The sequence below is a fragment of the Streptomyces sp. NPDC050416 genome, assembly GCF_044458845.1.
GTDB lineage: Bacteria > Actinomycetota > Actinomycetes > Streptomycetales > Streptomycetaceae > Streptomyces.
In genome coordinates, this window is the sequence record NZ_JBITII010000001.1 from 474,861 (window position 1) to 490,620 (window position 15,760).

General features: G+C 73.3%; 10 protein-coding genes and 1 pseudogene. 6 read left to right on the forward strand and 5 right to left on the reverse strand.

Features of this window, described 5'->3' with window-relative positions:
• Window positions 1-20 precede the first annotated feature (20 nt).
• Complete coding sequence (locus ACIBL4_RS02180; protein ID WP_399406534.1) at window positions 21-1,907, reverse strand: ABC transporter ATP-binding protein; 1,887 nt, start codon at window positions 1,905-1,907, stop codon at window positions 21-23.
• A gap of 304 nt (window positions 1,908-2,211) precedes the next feature.
• On the opposite strand from ACIBL4_RS02180, the gene ACIBL4_RS02185 reads away from it, so the two are divergent.
• The 5 genes and pseudogenes from ACIBL4_RS02185 to ACIBL4_RS02205 all read left to right on the forward strand — a co-directional run.
• A complete protein-coding gene (locus ACIBL4_RS02185; protein WP_399405596.1) occupies window positions 2,212-3,195 on the forward strand; it encodes a YbhN family protein in 984 nt (327 codons plus the stop codon).
• Between the two features lie 229 nt (window positions 3,196-3,424).
• The gene (locus ACIBL4_RS02190) at window positions 3,425-4,522 is read left to right on the forward strand and encodes a mechanosensitive ion channel family protein (protein WP_399405598.1); all 1,098 of its coding nucleotides are present in this window, start codon (window positions 3,425-3,427) and stop codon (window positions 4,520-4,522) included.
• Window positions 4,523-4,848: 326 nt separating this feature from the next.
• A complete protein-coding gene (locus tag ACIBL4_RS02195; protein ID WP_399405600.1) occupies window positions 4,849-7,068 on the forward strand; it encodes an NADP-dependent isocitrate dehydrogenase in 2,220 nt (739 codons plus the stop codon).
• A gap of 127 nt (window positions 7,069-7,195) precedes the next feature.
• The gene (locus ACIBL4_RS02200; RefSeq protein ID WP_399405603.1) at window positions 7,196-8,023 is read left to right on the forward strand and encodes an N-formylglutamate amidohydrolase; all 828 of its coding nucleotides are present in this window, start codon (window positions 7,196-7,198) and stop codon (window positions 8,021-8,023) included.
• Between the two features lie 60 nt (window positions 8,024-8,083).
• Window positions 8,084-8,628: pseudogene (locus tag ACIBL4_RS02205) on the forward strand (cytochrome P450); the annotation flags it as partial.
• A 1-nt stretch (window position 8,629) separates the two neighbouring features.
• Here ACIBL4_RS02205 and ACIBL4_RS02210 read toward each other — a convergent pair.
• The 3 genes from ACIBL4_RS02210 to ACIBL4_RS02220 form a co-directional block, all read right to left on the reverse strand.
• Window positions 8,630-9,109, reverse strand: coding sequence for a hypothetical protein (locus ACIBL4_RS02210; RefSeq protein WP_399406536.1), 480 nt, complete (start codon window positions 9,107-9,109; stop codon window positions 8,630-8,632).
• 5 nt (window positions 9,110-9,114) lie between these two features.
• Window positions 9,115-9,690, reverse strand: coding sequence for an RNA polymerase sigma factor (locus ACIBL4_RS02215; protein ID WP_399405605.1), 576 nt, complete (start codon window positions 9,688-9,690; stop codon window positions 9,115-9,117).
• Window positions 9,691-9,752: 62 nt separating this feature from the next.
• Window positions 9,753-11,183 (reverse strand): S8/S53 family peptidase, encoded by a 1,431-nt coding sequence (locus ACIBL4_RS02220; protein ID WP_399405607.1) that lies wholly within the window; start codon window positions 11,181-11,183, stop codon window positions 9,753-9,755.
• Between the two features lie 178 nt (window positions 11,184-11,361).
• On the opposite strand from ACIBL4_RS02220, the gene ACIBL4_RS02225 reads away from it, so the two are divergent.
• A complete protein-coding gene (locus tag ACIBL4_RS02225) occupies window positions 11,362-13,929 on the forward strand; it encodes a CHAT domain-containing protein (RefSeq protein WP_399406538.1) in 2,568 nt (855 codons plus the stop codon).
• 44 nt (window positions 13,930-13,973) lie between these two features.
• Here the strand turns inward: ACIBL4_RS02225 and ACIBL4_RS02230 are convergent, their stop codons facing one another.
• Window positions 13,974-15,698, reverse strand: coding sequence for a LuxR C-terminal-related transcriptional regulator (locus ACIBL4_RS02230; RefSeq protein WP_399405609.1), 1,725 nt, complete (start codon window positions 15,696-15,698; stop codon window positions 13,974-13,976).
• Window positions 15,699-15,760 lie beyond the last annotated feature (62 nt).

A 15,760-nucleotide genomic window follows, 5' to 3' on the forward strand; every position in this document is an offset into this window, starting at 1 on the left:
GCGGTTACGCGGCTTACGGCTTACGCGGCGGCCTCGTCCACGACCGTGCTCTCCGTCCCGCCGAACTGGGTCCGGTACAGCTCCGCGTACCGCTCCCCGGCCGCCAGGAGTTCCTCGTGCGTGCCGCGTTCCACGATCCGGCCGGCCTCGACGACCAGGATCTGGTCGGCCGTGCGGACCGTGGAGAGCCGGTGGGCGATCACGACCGCCGTCCTGCCTTCGAGGGCTTCGGCGAGTGCCTCCTGGACGGCGGCCTCGGAGGTGTTGTCCAGGTGGGCGGTGGCCTCGTCGAGGATGACGACGCGCTGACGGGCCAGCAGCAGCCGGGCGATGGTCATGCGCTGGCGCTCCCCGCCGGAGAGCCGGTAGCCGCGTTCGCCGACCACCGTGTCGAGACCGTCGGGCAGCGACCGTACGAGGTCGTCGAGACGGGCCCGGCGCAGGGCGTCCCACAGGTCGCTCTCCGTGGCCGTGGGGCGGGCCAGGAGCAGGTTGGCGCGGACGGTGTCGTGGAAGAGGTGCCCGTCCTGGGTGACCATGCCGAGGGTCTCCCGCAGGGAGCGCGCGCTCAAGTCACGGACGTCGACGCCGCCGACGCGTACGGCGCCCTCGTCGACGTCGTACAGGCGCGGCAGCAGCTGCGCGACGGTCGACTTGCCCGCGCCGGAGGAGCCGACGAGCGCCACGGTCTGTCCCGGTTCGGCGCGGAAGGAGATGCCGTGCAGGACCTCGTCACCGCCCCGCTTGTCGAGTGTGGCGACCTCCTCCAGGGAGGCCAGGGAGACCTTGTCGGCGGCGGGGTAGCCGAAGCGGACCCGGTCGAACTCGACCGCCACGGGCCCGTCGGGCACCCGGCGGGCGTCCGGCTTCTCCTCGATGAGCGGCTTCAGGTCGAGCACCTCGAAGACCCGCTCGAAGCTGACGAGGGCGCTCATCACCTCGACCCGCGCCCCGGCGAGGGCGGTCAGCGGCGCGTACAGCCGGGTGAGGAGCAGCGCCAGCGACACGACCGCGCCGGGTTCCAGCGTGCCGCGCAGGGCGAGGGCGCCGCCGAGGCCGTAGACCAGAGCCAGGGCGAGTGCGGAGACCAGGGTGAGGGCGGTGATGAACGCGGCCTGGGCGGTCGCCGTCCGGACGCCGATGTCCGCGACCCGGCGGGCGCGTTCGGCGAACTCCGCCGACTCTTCCTCGGGGCGCCCGAAGAGCTTGACCAGGGTGGCGCCGGGTGCGGAGAAGCGCTCGGTCATGCGGGTGCCCATGGCCGCGTTGAGCGTCGCGGCCTCCCGCTGCATACGGGCCATCCGGCTGCCCATGCGCCGGGCCGGGATCACGAACACCGGCAGCAGCACCAGCGCGAGCAGGGTGATCTGCCAGGACAGCGTGAGCATCACGGCGAGGGTGAGCAGCAGTGTGACGAGGTTGCTGACCACTCCGGACAGGGTGTTGCTGAATGCGCGCTGGGCGCCGATGACGTCGTTGTTGAGTCGGGAGACCAGGGCGCCCGTACGAGTGCGTGTGAAGAACGCCACGGGCATGCGCTGCACATGGTCGAAGACGGCGGTCCGCAGATCGAGGATGAGGTGCTCGCCGAGCGTCGCCGACAGCCTCCGGCCGAGGATGCCGAGCGCCGCCTCCGCCACCGCGATCAGCGCGATGAGCAGGGACAGGCGTACGACGGTGCCCTCGGTGCCGTCCGAGACGATCGCGTCGACGACGCTCCCCGCCAGGACGGGGGTCGCCACGGCGAGCAGGGCGGTCCCCACCCCGAGCAGGACGAACAGGGCGATACGGCGCCGGTGCGGGCGGGCGAACGCGCCGATGCGGCGCAAGGTGGCGAGGGCGAGGGGGCGGCGCTCCTCCTGGGCATTCATGACGCTGTGCAGTTGTGTCCACGCTGTGGTCTCCATACTCATGGCAGAGAACGTAGAACCTCAAGCAATCTTGAGGTCAAGGCGCTCGCACATCGCCGCGACATCCCGCACAATCGGCCCGATCCCCCTCTTCCCGCTCCCCGACTCTCCCCGATCCCGTCTCCCCGCTCCCCGACTCTCCCCGATCCCGTCTCCCCGCTCCCCGACTCCCCGATCCCGTCTCCCCGTTCCCCCCGCAAAGGCCCCGATGACGCTCTCCTCCCAGCCGCTCCCCGTCCGTAAGACGCCGTCCGCACGTCCGCAACCCGCCGTTGGCGGGACATGGGAAGCCTCTGCGGACGTGACAGCGGTACAACTCCCCGAAATCCGCCCGGGACGGCTCCCCCGTCGCGTCCCGGTCCGCCGCCTGCGTCAGATCCTGTGTCTGCTTCCGCTCCTGCTGGTCACCGTGGTCGCGGTGCGGCACCGGTCGGTGCTGGCCGAGGGCTTCGCGCATCTGGGCGACGCCGAGTGGCCGTGGCTGCTGGCCGCGGTCGGCGCGACCTGTCTGACCTGGGTCGCCGCCGCCTGCACCCGGCAGGGGGCGGTCGTCGAGCGGCTGCCCCGACGGCGGCTGCTGGCCACGCAGTTCGCGGCCGGCGCCGCCAACCACCTGCTGCCGACCGGGCTGGGCGCGAGCGCGGTCAACCTGCGGTTCATGACGGTGTGCGGGCTGCCGCTCGCCCGTTCGTCGGCGGCTCTCGCGCTGTACCTGCTGGCCGAGAGCATCGGCCGGGTGGCCCTGCTGGGTGCCCTGCTCGTCGCGTTCCCCGACGCGCTGCGGCTCGGCACGCTGGTTCCCGAGACGGCGTTCGGCCCGCTGCTGGCCGGTGCCGGTGTGGTGTTCGTCATCGCGGTGTCCGTGCTGACCCTCGTGCGGCGGGTGCGCTCGGCCGTGCTGTCCTTCCTGCGGACGGCGCTGGGCGAGGCCCGGTCCGTGCACACCCGTCCGGCCCGGGCCTTCGCCCTGTGGGGCGGATCCTTCGCGTTCCCCGCGTTGCAGGCGACCGTCCTGGTGCTGGTGGGCCGGGCGATGGGGCTGGACGTGCCGCCCGCGCACATGGCGGTGGCCTACCTGGCGGCGACGGTCGCCGTCGCGCTGGTGCCCACGCCGGGCGGGATCGGCTCGGTGGAGGCGGCGCTGGTCGTGGCGCTGGTGGCGGCGGGCGGCCCGGCCGCGGTGGCCACGGCCGTGGTCCTCGCCTTCCGCGTCATCACGGTCTGGCTGCCGCTGCTCCCGGGTGCGCTGACGCTGGCGGCGCTGGTGCGGCTGAAGGTCATCTGACGGCCCGGCAGGCCCCGCGGTTCCCTGGCGGTGCTCCCTGGCTCGGCCCGTTCCCCGGTACGAAACCCCGTGCGGAATGCGGCAGGATGAACGGTCGTGCCGACCGCAGGTCAGGGTGGCCGGGTACGGCGGAACATCCCGCAGGACGAACAGGTGACGACGTGACGAAACTTCACATCCGGCGGCCGGAAACGGCGTTCGCCGCAGTTCTTCTTCCCGGAGGTGACAAGTGAACCGGGCGCTCACCGCGGACGATCTGGTCTTCGCCGGCATCGCCCTGGCGTCGGGCCTGCTGGCCGCCTTCGCGCTGCGCATGCTGCTGCGCTGGCTGGGCGGGCACGCCGACCGGACCCGCTGGAGCGGTGACGACGTCATCGTGCACGCGCTGCGGGCCGTGCTGCCGTGGGCCGCGGTGGTGGGCGGCGCGGCGGGCGCGGCGGCGGTGCTGCCGCTGAACCGGACCGTGCAGCACACCACCAACCAGGTGCTCACCGTGCTGCTGATCTTCGTGGCGACGGTGTCGGCGGCGCGGGTGGTGGCCGGCCTGGTGCGCACGGTCACCCAGTCCCGTTCCGGGGTGGCCGGCTCGGCCACGATCTTCGTCAACATCACCCGGATCCTGGTCCTGGCGATCGGCTTCCTGGTGGTGCTCCAGACCCTGGGGATCTCCATAGCCCCGCTGCTCACCGCCCTGGGTGTCGGCGGTCTGGCGGTCGCGCTGGCGCTCCAGGACACCCTCGCCAACCTCTTCGCGGGCATCCACATCCTCGCGTCCAAGACCGTCCAGCCCGGTGACTACATCCGTCTCAGCAGCGGTGAGGAGGGCTACGTCGAGGACATCAACTGGCGGCAGACCACCATCCGCAACCTGTCCAACAACCTCGTCGTGATCCCCAACGGCCAGCTCGCCCAGGCGAACATGACCAACTTCATGCGCCCGGAGGAGCAGCTGACCATCCTGGTCCAGGTCGGCGTGGCCTACGACAGCGACCTGGAGCAGGTGGAGCGGGTGACCAACGAGGTGATCGCCGAGACCATGACCGAGGTCGAGGGCGCCGTGCCGGACCACGAGCCGATCATCCGGTTCCACACCTTCGGTGACTCCCGCATCGGCTTCACGGTGATCCTGGGCGTCGGGGAGTTCAGCGACCAGTACCGGATCAAGCACGAGTTCATCAAGCGGCTGCACAAGCGCTACCGCGCGGAGGGCATCCGCATCCCGGCGCCGGCCCGCACGGTGGCGCTCCAGCAGGGCGGGGTGGTCATCCCCCAGCAGCGCACGGGCGAGATCGAGCCGAACGAGATGTCCTCGGCCCGGTTCGACTGAGCCTCGCGGGGCCGCTGCGCTGCTCTTGATCAGGTGGTCGGCCACCGTGACCTGCACCACCCGGGGCGCCGAGCCGGCCGCCGACAACGTGCGGAGCCCGTCGGCAATCCAGCCCCGGGCGCTCGCGGGAAGCAGACCAGCGGGCGAGGCGCCGGAAGACCCGGCCGAGGGCAGTCGCGGGGGCGCCACCCGCCGCAGTGGCCTTCCCGGCCCGGGCGCCGGGGCGGTCGGTGGCGCGAAACTGAGCGTGGACCCCTGTCGAGACCAGGTCGGTCAGGAGATATCTTGATGTCGAGCAATGTTGCAGACGTGGAGCGGAGCACCCGGTGACTGACTCGACCATCATCTATACGCACACTGACGAGGCCCCGGCCCTGGCAACGTATTCCTTCCTGCCGGTGGTCCAGGCGTACGCCTCGCAGGCGGGTGTCGCCGTCGAGACCCGCGACATCTCGCTGGCCGGGCGCATCATCGCCCTGTTCCCGGAGTACCTCACGGAGGACCAGCGCATCCCGGACGCGCTCGCGGAGCTGGGGCAGCTGGCCAAGACGCCCGCGGCCAACATCATCAAGCTGCCGAACATCTCGGCGTCGATCCCGCAGCTCAAGGCCGCCATCGCCGAGCTCCAGGGCCAGGGCTACGCGCTGCCGGACTACCCGGACGACCCCAAGACCGACGAGGAGCGCGAGATCCGCGCCCGCTACGACAAGGTCAAGGGCTCCGCGGTGAACCCGGTCCTGCGTGAGGGCAACTCGGACCGCCGGGCCCCCGCCTCGGTCAAGAACTACGCCAAGACCCACCCGCACCGCATGGGCGCCTGGTCCGCCGACTCCAAGACGAGTGTGGCGACCATGGGCCAGAACGACTTCCGCTCCACCGAGAAGTCCGTGGTGATCGCCGAGGACGGCGCGCTGCGCATCGAGCTCGTCGGCGACGACGGCACCACCACCGTGCTGCGCGAGTCCGTACCCGTCCAGAAGGGCGAGGTCGTCGACGCCTCCGTGATGCGGGTCGCCGCGCTGCGCGAGTTCCTGGCGGCCCAGGTCGCCGAGGCCAAGGCCCAGGGCGTGCTGTTCTCGGTGCACCTGAAGGCGACGATGATGAAGGTCTCCGACCCGATCGTCTTCGGCCACGTGGTGCGCGTCTTCTTCCCGAAGACGTTCGCCAAGTACGGCGACAAGCTGGCCGCGGCCGGCCTGACCCCGAACGACGGTCTGGGCGGCATCTACAAGGGCCTGGACGCCCTGCCGGAGGGCGCCGAGATCAAGGCCTCCTTCGACGCCGAGCTCACCGAGGGCCCGGAGCTGGCGATGGTCGACTCCGACAAGGGCATCACGAACCTGCACGTGCCCTCCGACGTCATCATCGACGCCTCCATGCCGGCCATGATCCGCAGCTCCGGCCACATGTGGGGCCCGGACGGGCAGGAGCACGACGCCCTGGCGGTCATCCCGGACTCCTCCTACGCGGGCGTCTACCAGGCCGTGATCGAGGACTGCAAGGCCAACGGCGCCTTCGACCCGTCCACCATGGGCACGGTGCCGAACGTCGGCCTCATGGCCCAGAAGGCCGAGGAGTACGGCAGCCACGACAAGACCTTCGAGATCCCCACCACGGGCACGGTCCGCCTGGTCGACGACAGCGGCACCGCGCTCATCGAGCAGACCGTCTCGGCCGGTGACATCTTCCGCGCCTGCCAGACCAAGGACGCGCCGATCCGGGACTGGGTGAAGCTGGCCGTCACCCGCGCCCGCGCCACCGGCGACCCGGCCGTGTTCTGGCTGGACGAGACCCGTGCGCACGACGCCAACCTGATCGCCAAGGTCAAGGCGTACCTGCCGGAGCACGACACCGAGGGCCTGGACATCCGGATCCTGAACCCGGTCGAGGCCACGAAGCTGTCGGTGGAGCGCATCCGCCGCGGTGAGAACACCATCTCGGTGACCGGCAACGTGCTGCGCGACTACCTGACCGACCTGTTCCCGATCCTGGAGCTGGGCACCAGCGCCAAGATGCTGTCGGTCGTCCCGCTGATGGCGGGCGGCGGCCTGTTCGAGACGGGTGCGGGCGGCTCGGCGCCGAAGCACGTGCAGCAGCTGATCAAGGAGAACTACCTGCGCTGGGACTCCCTGGGTGAGTTCTTCGCCCTGGTGCCGTCCTTCGAGCAGTTCGCCAAGGTGACGGGCAACGCCCGCGCCCAGGTCCTCGCCGACACCCTCGACCGCGCCACGGCGACCTTCCTCAACGAGGACAAGTCCCCGACCCGGCGCGTCGGCGGGATCGACAACCGCGGCAGCCACTTCTACCTGTCCCTGTACTGGGCGCAGGAGCTGGCCCGGCAGACCGACGACGCGGACCTGGCGAAGGCGTTCGCCCCGATCGCCGAGACGCTCGCCGCCAACGAGCAGAAGATCGTCGACGAGCTGGCCGCCGTCCAGGGCAAGCCGGTGGACATCGGCGGCTACTACCAGCCCGACCCGGCGAAGGCCGCCGAGGTCATGCGCCCGTCCACCACGTGGAACGAGGCGCTGGCGTCCCTGAGCTGACGCCCCGGGTCCCATCGGCCCACCCGCTCCGCCCCGGCCGGCACACCGCCCGGCCGGGGCGGAGTTATGTTCGAAGAGGCCGGGCTTTCGAGCGAAGCCCCCGACCACGTCCCCGTGGAGCCGCCGCGTGACCGACGACCCCCCGTCCTTCGACTCCCCGTACTCCGACTCCCCGTCCTTCGACGTCCTGCCCGGCGCCGGGCACTCCCCCGTCATCCTGCATGTCCCGCACTCGGCGCGGGAGATACCGCCGTCCGTACGGGCGGACATCGTGCTGGGCGACGACGAGCTCGCGCGGGAGCTGGACCACATCACCGACGCGCACACGGATCGGATCGCCGAGGCGGCGGCCCGGGCGGCGGGCGTCGTCCCGTGGCGGTTCGTCAACCGGCTGTCGCGACTGGTCGTCGACCCGGAGCGCTTCCCCGACGAACGGGAGGAGATGCGGGCCGTCGGCATGGGCGCGGTCTACACCCGGACCACCCACGGCGGTGTGCTGCGGTCCGGGGACGTCGAGGCCGGGCCACTCGTCGCGCGGTACTTCCTGCCGTACGCGCGGGCGATGACACAGGCCGTGGCGGACCGGCTGGCGGCCACCGGACGGGCCGTGATCATCGACGTGCACTCGTATCCCCGGGCCCGGCTGCCGTACGAGCTGCACGGGGAGGGCCCCCGGCCGCCGGTGTGTCTCGGCACCGACTCCTTCCACACCCCTCCCGGGCTGGTGGAGGCCGCGCGGCAGGCCTTTGGGGGCATCGGGGAGACAGGGCTCGACAGCCCCTTCCGAGGGGCCTACGTGCCGCTCGAGTTCTACGGGACCGATCCGCGGGTCGAGGCGCTCATGGTGGAGATTCGCCGGGACACCTACATGACCGAGCCGGGCGGCCCTGCCGGTCCCGCTCTTGAGCGGCTCGCCGCCACGCTGGCCCGCCTGGTCGACGCCGCCTCCGGCTGACCGGCACCTGCTGAAGCACTCCCGCGCGACAAGCGGCGGAGGCGCGGTGAGGGTGGTGGGATGAGGGAGGAGACCACGACGCTGACCGGCCAGGCACCGCCCCCCGTACGGGACTGGCCCGCCCTCGACCTGGACGGGACGGAGTTCACCCCGGTCCTCGCGGAGCTGATGCGCGAGGAGCCGCTCACCCGGATCCGGCTGCCGTACGGCGTGGGGTGAGCGTGGCTGGCCACCCGCCACGACGAGGTGAAGCTGATCACCAACGATCCGCGGTTCGGCCGCGCGGAGGTGACCGGGCGTCAAGTGACGCGAATGGCACCGCAGTTCAAGCCGCGGCCCGGTTCGCTCGCCTTCGCCGACCAGCCCGACCACAACCGGCTGCGCAAGGCCGTCGCGGGCGCCTTCACCGTCGGTGCGATGAAACGGCTGCGGCCGCGCGCAGGAGATGCTCGACGAAATGGTGGACCGGGTCGTACGGGACGGCCCCCCGGCCGATCTGATCGAGCGGGTCCTCGAACCCTTCCCCATCGCCCTGGTCAGCGAGGTCATGGGCGTGCCCGCCGCCGACCGGGAACGGGTGCACGGCTGGACCCGGCAGATCAAGGCCTACGCCCGCAGCCACTCCGTCACCACCACGTCCTCACCGGTCCGCAGCCGGAGGGCGAACGGGCCCGACGGGGGTGTGGCGGCGGTGAAGCGGCCCAGGTCGTCGGCCGTGAGCGGGGAGCCGGGGCGTGGTCCGGCCAGGACCTCGATCGTGGCCGGCTGCGGCGGCAGTACCTGGCCCATCAACCCGTGGGCGGTGACCTCGACGTCGACGGTCACCTCGCCCGCCTGGAAGGTCAGCATCCGGGGCGCGTCGCCGGCTCCCCGGACCGGGAGGGCGTCGACCAGTGAGTCGAAGGTGAGCTCCGCGACGCGGGCGTCCAGGTCGTGCAGTGCGTAGGCGTCGACGGCGATCTGCTGGAGCTCCACCGGCAGGGGGTCCAGGACGGCGGCGGCGCGCCGGAGCTCCTCCTCCAGCAGTCCGGTGTCCAACTCCTCGTCCCCCCAGTCCTCTTCGTCGAACAGCTCGTCGTCGTTCATGTCGCTCACATCGCCCCCCGCGCTTCGAGCCGGGCCCGCAGGCGCCGCAGACAGCGCTGGCGCAGCGGGCCGATGCTGCCCACCGCGATCCCGAGCGCGGCGGACACGTCCTGGTAGCTGGGCGGCGGCGTGGCCATCAGTACCCGCAGCAACTGCCGGCACCGCTCGCCCAGTTCCTCGAACTCCTGCCACAGCCGCCGTACGCGTTCGCTCTGGGCGGCGGCCTCCTCGGAGTCGAGCAGCGACTGTTCCGGCGTGCCGTCCTCGCTGACCCGGTCCAGGAGTTGCGGGTCGTCCGTAAGGGTCAGCCGCTGCGAGCTCCGGATGACCTTCAGGCACTCGTGGCGCGCGGTGCTCGCCAGCCACGCGCCCGCCTTGCCCGGTTCCCGGATCCGGCCGAGGTGCTGGGCGAAGCGGAACCAGGCGGTCTGGTACACCTCGTGGGCGTCCGCGTCGGACAGCCGGTGGGCCCGCACCACGGACCACACCAGGGGGCTCAGCCCTTCCACGAGCGCCTTCCAGGCCGCCGCGTCACCGTCGGCCGCGGCCTGGACGAGCGCGTCGGCATCAGTACGGTCCACGGCAGCCCCACCCCTCGAGTACGGCACGTCATCGTACGCCGTGGAGGGGGCGGTTCCGGCCCTCACGGCCCGGGGGTGGGGCGCACGACCGGGACGGGGCGCCAGGTCGGCGGGCGCAGCGCGGGTACCTGCGCCCCGCGCACGTCCGCGACCCCGGTGACGGCGGCGAGCAGTTGGCGCCGGGCCGCGCGCGGGTCGTTCTCCTTGTGCGCCGTCATGTGGGCGGCGACCAGGCCGGCGGTCACGGGTGTGGCGAAGGAGGTGCCGCTCCACTGCGCGTACCCCTCGAACATCACCTGGTCGGGTTTGGCGGCGGCGTTCTCGTCGCTGAGCACCCCGGTGTGGCGGGGGCTTTGGCAGGTGCAGCCGTAGGTGGAGCCGTAGCGGCAGGCGTCGTACGTGGAGTGCTGGTACACGTACGGGACGGGCGTCTCGAAGCCGGTGAGGGCGCTGGTGAGGCGCTCGCCGGGGGCGTAGACCTTCACCCACGGGCCGTGGTTGGTGAAGCAGGCGCCAAACTCGCCGTCACTGCGCAGCGCGCCCACCGACAGCACGGAGTCCTCCCAGCCGGGCAGGTCGGCGTAGGCGGCGGGCCAGAAGGGGGTGGCGCTGCCGTTGTTGCCGGCGGCGGCGACCAGCAGGGTGCGCTGCTCGCGCAGTTCCCGCATGAAGTTCTCCACGCCGAGCAGGCCGTCGGTGCGGCCGTTGGAGGTGCCGGCGGAGAGGCTGAGGACGTCGGGCCAGCCGCCGGCGTCGACGGCTTCGAAGAGCTTCTCGCCGAACTCCGACTCCAGGATCGCGCCGGCGTCGTTGAGGCTGCCGCGCACGGTGATGTCGGTGTTGGGCGCGACGGCGGCGACGAGCCCGGCGATGAACGTCCCGTGCCCGACGTACTGCTGGAGGATCCCCTGCTCGTCGCACTCCTGGACCTGGGCGTCGCCGTCGGTGTGGGCGAGGAGCGCGCAGGAGCGGTAGTCGTGCGTGAGGCCGGTGTCGACGACGAGGACGCCGACGGCGCTGTCCGGGTCGTACGCCGTGCCCGCGGCGGCCGGGTTGGGCGGCTCGTTCACCGGGACGGGCACGGGTTCGTCGCCGGGGCAGGCGTTGACCGCGATGTGCACGACGTGGTTGCGGGCGACCATCCGGTGCCCGGCCCGGGCTTCGCGCTCGCGTACGGCCCGCAGCGCCTGTGCGACGGCCCTGTCGGTTCCCCGGCTTCCCTCACCGGGGTCGCCGACCCGGATCCGGGTGACGCCGCTGCGGTTGGCCCGCGGGCCGGCCCGGCGGACCTGGTTCTGGTCGAGGTCGGGTGCCGCCGTGAAGTGCGCCCGTACGGCGTCCTCGACGACCCGGGCCTCCTCGCCGTCGCGGACGAGGACGACGCCCTTCTCGTACATGAACTCGGCCGAGTCGTACGGTCCCATCGCCAGGGGGACGTCGGGCATCGAGCGCTGGATCTGGTCGAACTGCTCGTGGAATCGCTGAGGTGCCATGCGGGTCCTCCCACTGGGCGACGGCGTCGGTCGGTGCGGCGAACGGTCGTCGGTGCTCGTCGACTAGAGCCGGCGGGCGGCTTTTTGATACAGAGCCAACCCTGTGTGCCGCGGTTCCGGGGCCACTACCATCCGAGGAGTGACAGCGGGAAGCGGCTCGGTGCAGGAACTGCTGCCGATGGTGTTCGCCGACCCGGGCGAGGCTCTCGCGAGGGCCCGGGCGCTGCTCGACGCCGATCCCTTGCCGCTGGACGCCTCCGTCGCCCACCAGGTGATCGGCATCTGGCAGCGGGACTTCGGTGATCTGCGGCTCGCGCTGAAGCATCTGCGGCGGGCCCGGGAGTTCGCGGCGCGGGCGGACTCGGCCGACCGGGAAGCGGACGTGCTGGCCACCCTGGGGGTGGCGCTGGTGCACGCGGGCCGTACCCGGGAGGGCCTGTCGGCGTTCGAGCGGGGGGTCGCGCGGGGCGGCGGGCACACGCGGGCGCGGGTGCTGTACCGGCGGGCCTACGTGTGGTGGGTGCTCGGTCACCATCGGGAGGCGCTGGAGGACGTACGCCGGGCGATTCCCGTGCTGCGGCAGGCGGAGGACGTGATCTGGACGGCGCGGGCGCTGACCCTGCGGGCGACCGTGCACCTGGCGCTGGGGGCGGTGGAGCGGGCCGAGGCGGACTTCGCCGCGGCCGAGGCACTGTGGGACACCACCGGCCAGGAGCACGACAAGGCCGACGCGGTGGAGAGCCGGGGGCTCGCCGCGTTCCGGTCCGGTGACGTGCCGGCGGCGCTGCGGCTGCTCGACGAGGCGGAGGAGCGCTACGCCCGGCTGGGCACGCCGACGTTCATGCTGAACATCCGGCGCTGCGAGGTGCTGATGGCGGCCGGGCTGGCGCCCGAGGCGCTGGCCGAGGCGGACGCGGCGATCGGGAGGCTGGACGGGATCGGCGGGCAGTCCACCCGCAAGGCGGAGCTGCTGCTGGCCGCCGCGCGGGCCGCCCGGCTGGCCGGCGACCCGCACACGGCGATCGCCCGTGCCGCCCTGGCGGTGCGGCTGTTCGCCGGGCAGCGCCGCACCTGGTGGGAGACGCACGCCCGGCTGGTGCTGATCGAGGCGCGGCACGCGGCCGGGCGCGGCTCGGGGCGGCTGGTCGCGGACGCCGCCGCGGTGGCCGAGAAGCTGGCCGCGTTCGGCGCGCCGGCCGCACCTGAGGCGTCGCTGCTGGCAGGACGTATCGCGCTGGGCCTGGGCTGGACTGCGGACGCGGAGCGGCACTTGGCGGTCGCCGCCCGCAGCCGGCGCAGCGGCCCGCCGCTGGCGCGGATGACGGGCTGGGCGGCGCAGGCGCTGCGGGCCCGGGCCGCCGGGTCCACCCGGGGCGTGCTGGAGGCGTGCCGGCGCGGCCTGGACGTGCTCGACGACCACCGGATGACGCTGGGTGCCTCGGAGCTGCGGGCCCGTGCCACCGAACAGGGCGCGGAACTGGCCGCGTTGGCGCAGCGGGCCAGTCTGGTCTCCGGCGGGCCGCGGCGGCTGCTGGTGTGGAGCGAGCGCTGGCGGGCCACCGTGCTGTCCACCCCGCCGACCCGGCCGCCCGCCGACCCGGAGCTGCTCAGCGGCATGACCGCCTTCCGCGAGATCGCCTCCCGGGCGGAGGCCGCCCGGATGGAGGGCAGGCCGGTTCCGGCACTGGAGCGTGAACAGCGGCGCCTGGAGCGGCAGATCCGTTCCCGGACCCTGCACATGCGCGGCGAGGCCCCCGGTGGCGGCGACCGTTTCGACGTCGGCCGACTGCTGGAGCAACTGGGCGACGAGGTGCGGCTGGTGGAACTCGCCGTGCTCGACGGGCGGGTGCAGGTGCTGCTGTGCGGGCAGGGGCGGGTGCGCAGGTTCGAGGCCGGGCTGCTGGCCGAGGCGGAGACCGAGGCCGAGCACGTGCAGGCGGGGCTGCGGCGGCTGGCGCACCCCGGGGCGGAGGCGCGGCTTGCGGTGGTGGAGGCCGCGGGGCGGCGGCTGGAGGAGCTGCTGCTCGGGCCGGCCGCGGCGCATCTGGGCGGCGTTCCGGTGGTGATCGTGCCGCCGGGGCGGCTGCACCGGGTGCCGTGGGCGCTGCTGCCGTCGCTGCGGGAACGGGTGCTCAGCGTGTCGCCGTCGGCGGGCAGCTGGCTGCGGGCCCGGGAGACCGAGCCGCCGCCGGACGGCCGCCAGGTGCTGGTCCGCGGCCCGGGCCTGGCCACGGGCGGCGCCGAAGTGCCCGAACTGGCCGGCCTGTACGCCTGCGCGACGGTCCTGGAGGAGGACGAGGCGCGGGTTCCGCGCGTGCTGGAGGAGCTGGACGGGGCCGCGCTGGCGCACATCGCCGCGCACGGCACGTTCCGCGCGGACAGCCCGCTGTTCTCCTCGCTGCGGATGGCCGACGGCCCGATCGTCGTGCACGACTTCGAGCGTCTGGACCGCAGCCCCTACCGGATCATCCTGTCCTGCTGCGACACCGCCCTCCTCGCCTCCGTCGGCGCCGACGAACTGCTCGGTCTGGTCACCGCGCTGCTGCCGCTCGGCACGGCCGGGGTGGTGGCGTGCAGCGCGCCCGTCAATGACGCCGCCGTGGTGCCGCTGATGCTCGCGCTGCACAAGGGCCTGGGTGCCGGGCTGTCTTTGGCGGAGGCGCTGCGCGACGCCCGGGCCGCCCTGCCGGGCGACGCGCTGCACCAGGCCACGGGCTGGGCGTTCTCGGCGTTCGGGGCGGCCTGACCCGTCCCCTGTTCGGGTCAGGCCGCCGGTCCTGGGAGCCGCGCCTAGGCCGGCTGGGCTTCCGGGACGTCCGTCAGCCAGGGCAGGGCGCCGCGGTCGCTCGCGCCGAGCCGGGCGTAGGCGCTGTACAGGTGGTTGCCGACGGTCCGGATGGACAGGGTGAGGCGCTCGGCGATCTGCCGGTTGCTCAGACCGGCCGCCGCGAGCGTGACGATCTGCCGTTGCCGGGCGGTGAGTTCGCCGAGGACCAGCCCGGACAGGGCCGGTGTGCGGGCGCCCTGGCAGCGCCGGGCCAGGGCGACGGCCCGGGTGCGGGAGTGCCGGGCGGCGCTCGGATCGCGGTGGGCGCGCACGGCCTGGGCGTGCGCCTCCGCGGCGAACAGCGTGAAACCGCGCCGCTCCAGCTCCTCGGCCACCTCGTCCAGGGCCGGGCCGTCGGCTTGGGTGAGCGCGTCGGCGTGCCGGGCGAACACGCCGGTCAGCCGGTCGATGACCTTCTCGGGACAGCCGAGGCGCACGGCGTCGTAGGGGTCGGCGAGGGCGTCGAGGTCCAGGTCCCCGCCGCTGTCCACCAGTGCGCAGGCGCGGGCGAGTTCCGCCCGGCACGCGGCGTCCCCGGGATCGCCCCGCAGGCCCTCCCGCGCCCAGGCCGCGGCCTCCCTCAGCTCTCCCCGCAGCCGGGCGAACCGGGCGCGCACGGCGGCGTACCGGCCGGGCAGCGGGCCGCCCTCGGCAACCAGCCACTCCCCCACCGGCGTGGACATCGCCCGGACGTCGTCCTGGTCGATCCGGCGGGCCAGTGCGGCCGACTCGGCCTCGAGGGCGGCGGCGTACGCGTCCGGTGTCCGGGCCAGCCGGCGTGCCCGCAGCCGGCCCGCCGCGGCTCTGAGCACCGGGCCGTGGAGGGGGTGGGCCAGGCGGACGCCGCCCAGGTCGTCGACCTCGATCAGGCCGTCGGACTCCAGGACTTCCAGCGCCCCGAGGTCCACAGCGTCCAGGGGCGACGACAGCGGTTCGGCGAAGGCGAGGCGGTCGAGGGTCTCCCGTTCGAGCGGGTGGGCGAGGCCGAGGACGGGGGCGGTGCGCTCACGGACGGCCGTGGTCAGCGGCACGGGGCCCCGCCACGCCCGTTCACCGGTGTCCGGTTCGAGGGTGAGCCGCCCCCGCACCGCCCCGAGCAGGTCCCGCAGCAGCCGCAGGTCACCCCGGCTCAGACGCAGCAGCCGGTTGACGGTGAGCGCTTCGAGAGGCCCGGCTGCGGCGGTGAGCAGCTGCGCGGTCTCCTCCTCGGGCAGCGGCTCCAGAGCGAGCCGCGGCAGGAGTTCCCCCGTCCACAGCCGGGAGATCGCGCCCGGCACCGGGGTGCCGTCCGTGGCGACGACCACCAGGCGGGTGCGGCCGTGCACGGCGAGCTGGTGGACCAGGGCGGCCGAGGCGTCGTCGAGCAGCTGGGCGTCGTCCACGACCAGCGTCCGTACGCCCGACAGGAGCTGGACCGCGCGGTGCAGGGTGACCGACTCGGGCAGCAGAGGGGCGAACGCGGCGAAGGGGATGGCCCGGCTCTCGGGCGTACCCGCCGCCCGGGCGCAGTGGGTGCCGCGCAGCGCCTCGGTGACGAGGCGGGTCTTGCCGCAGCCCGCCGGGCCCGTCACCACGATGCCGCGGGGTGAGCCGGTCAGGGACCGGCGGACCAGCTCGAGTTCGTCCTCCCGCCCGGCGAACGGCCAGGGCAGCTCCAGCGTCGTCGCGTCCCTCTCGTAAGTCGTCACACAGACATGAGCGCGGCTACTCACTTCTGATACAGGGCGACTTGAGTAGCCCCCGACTCAGG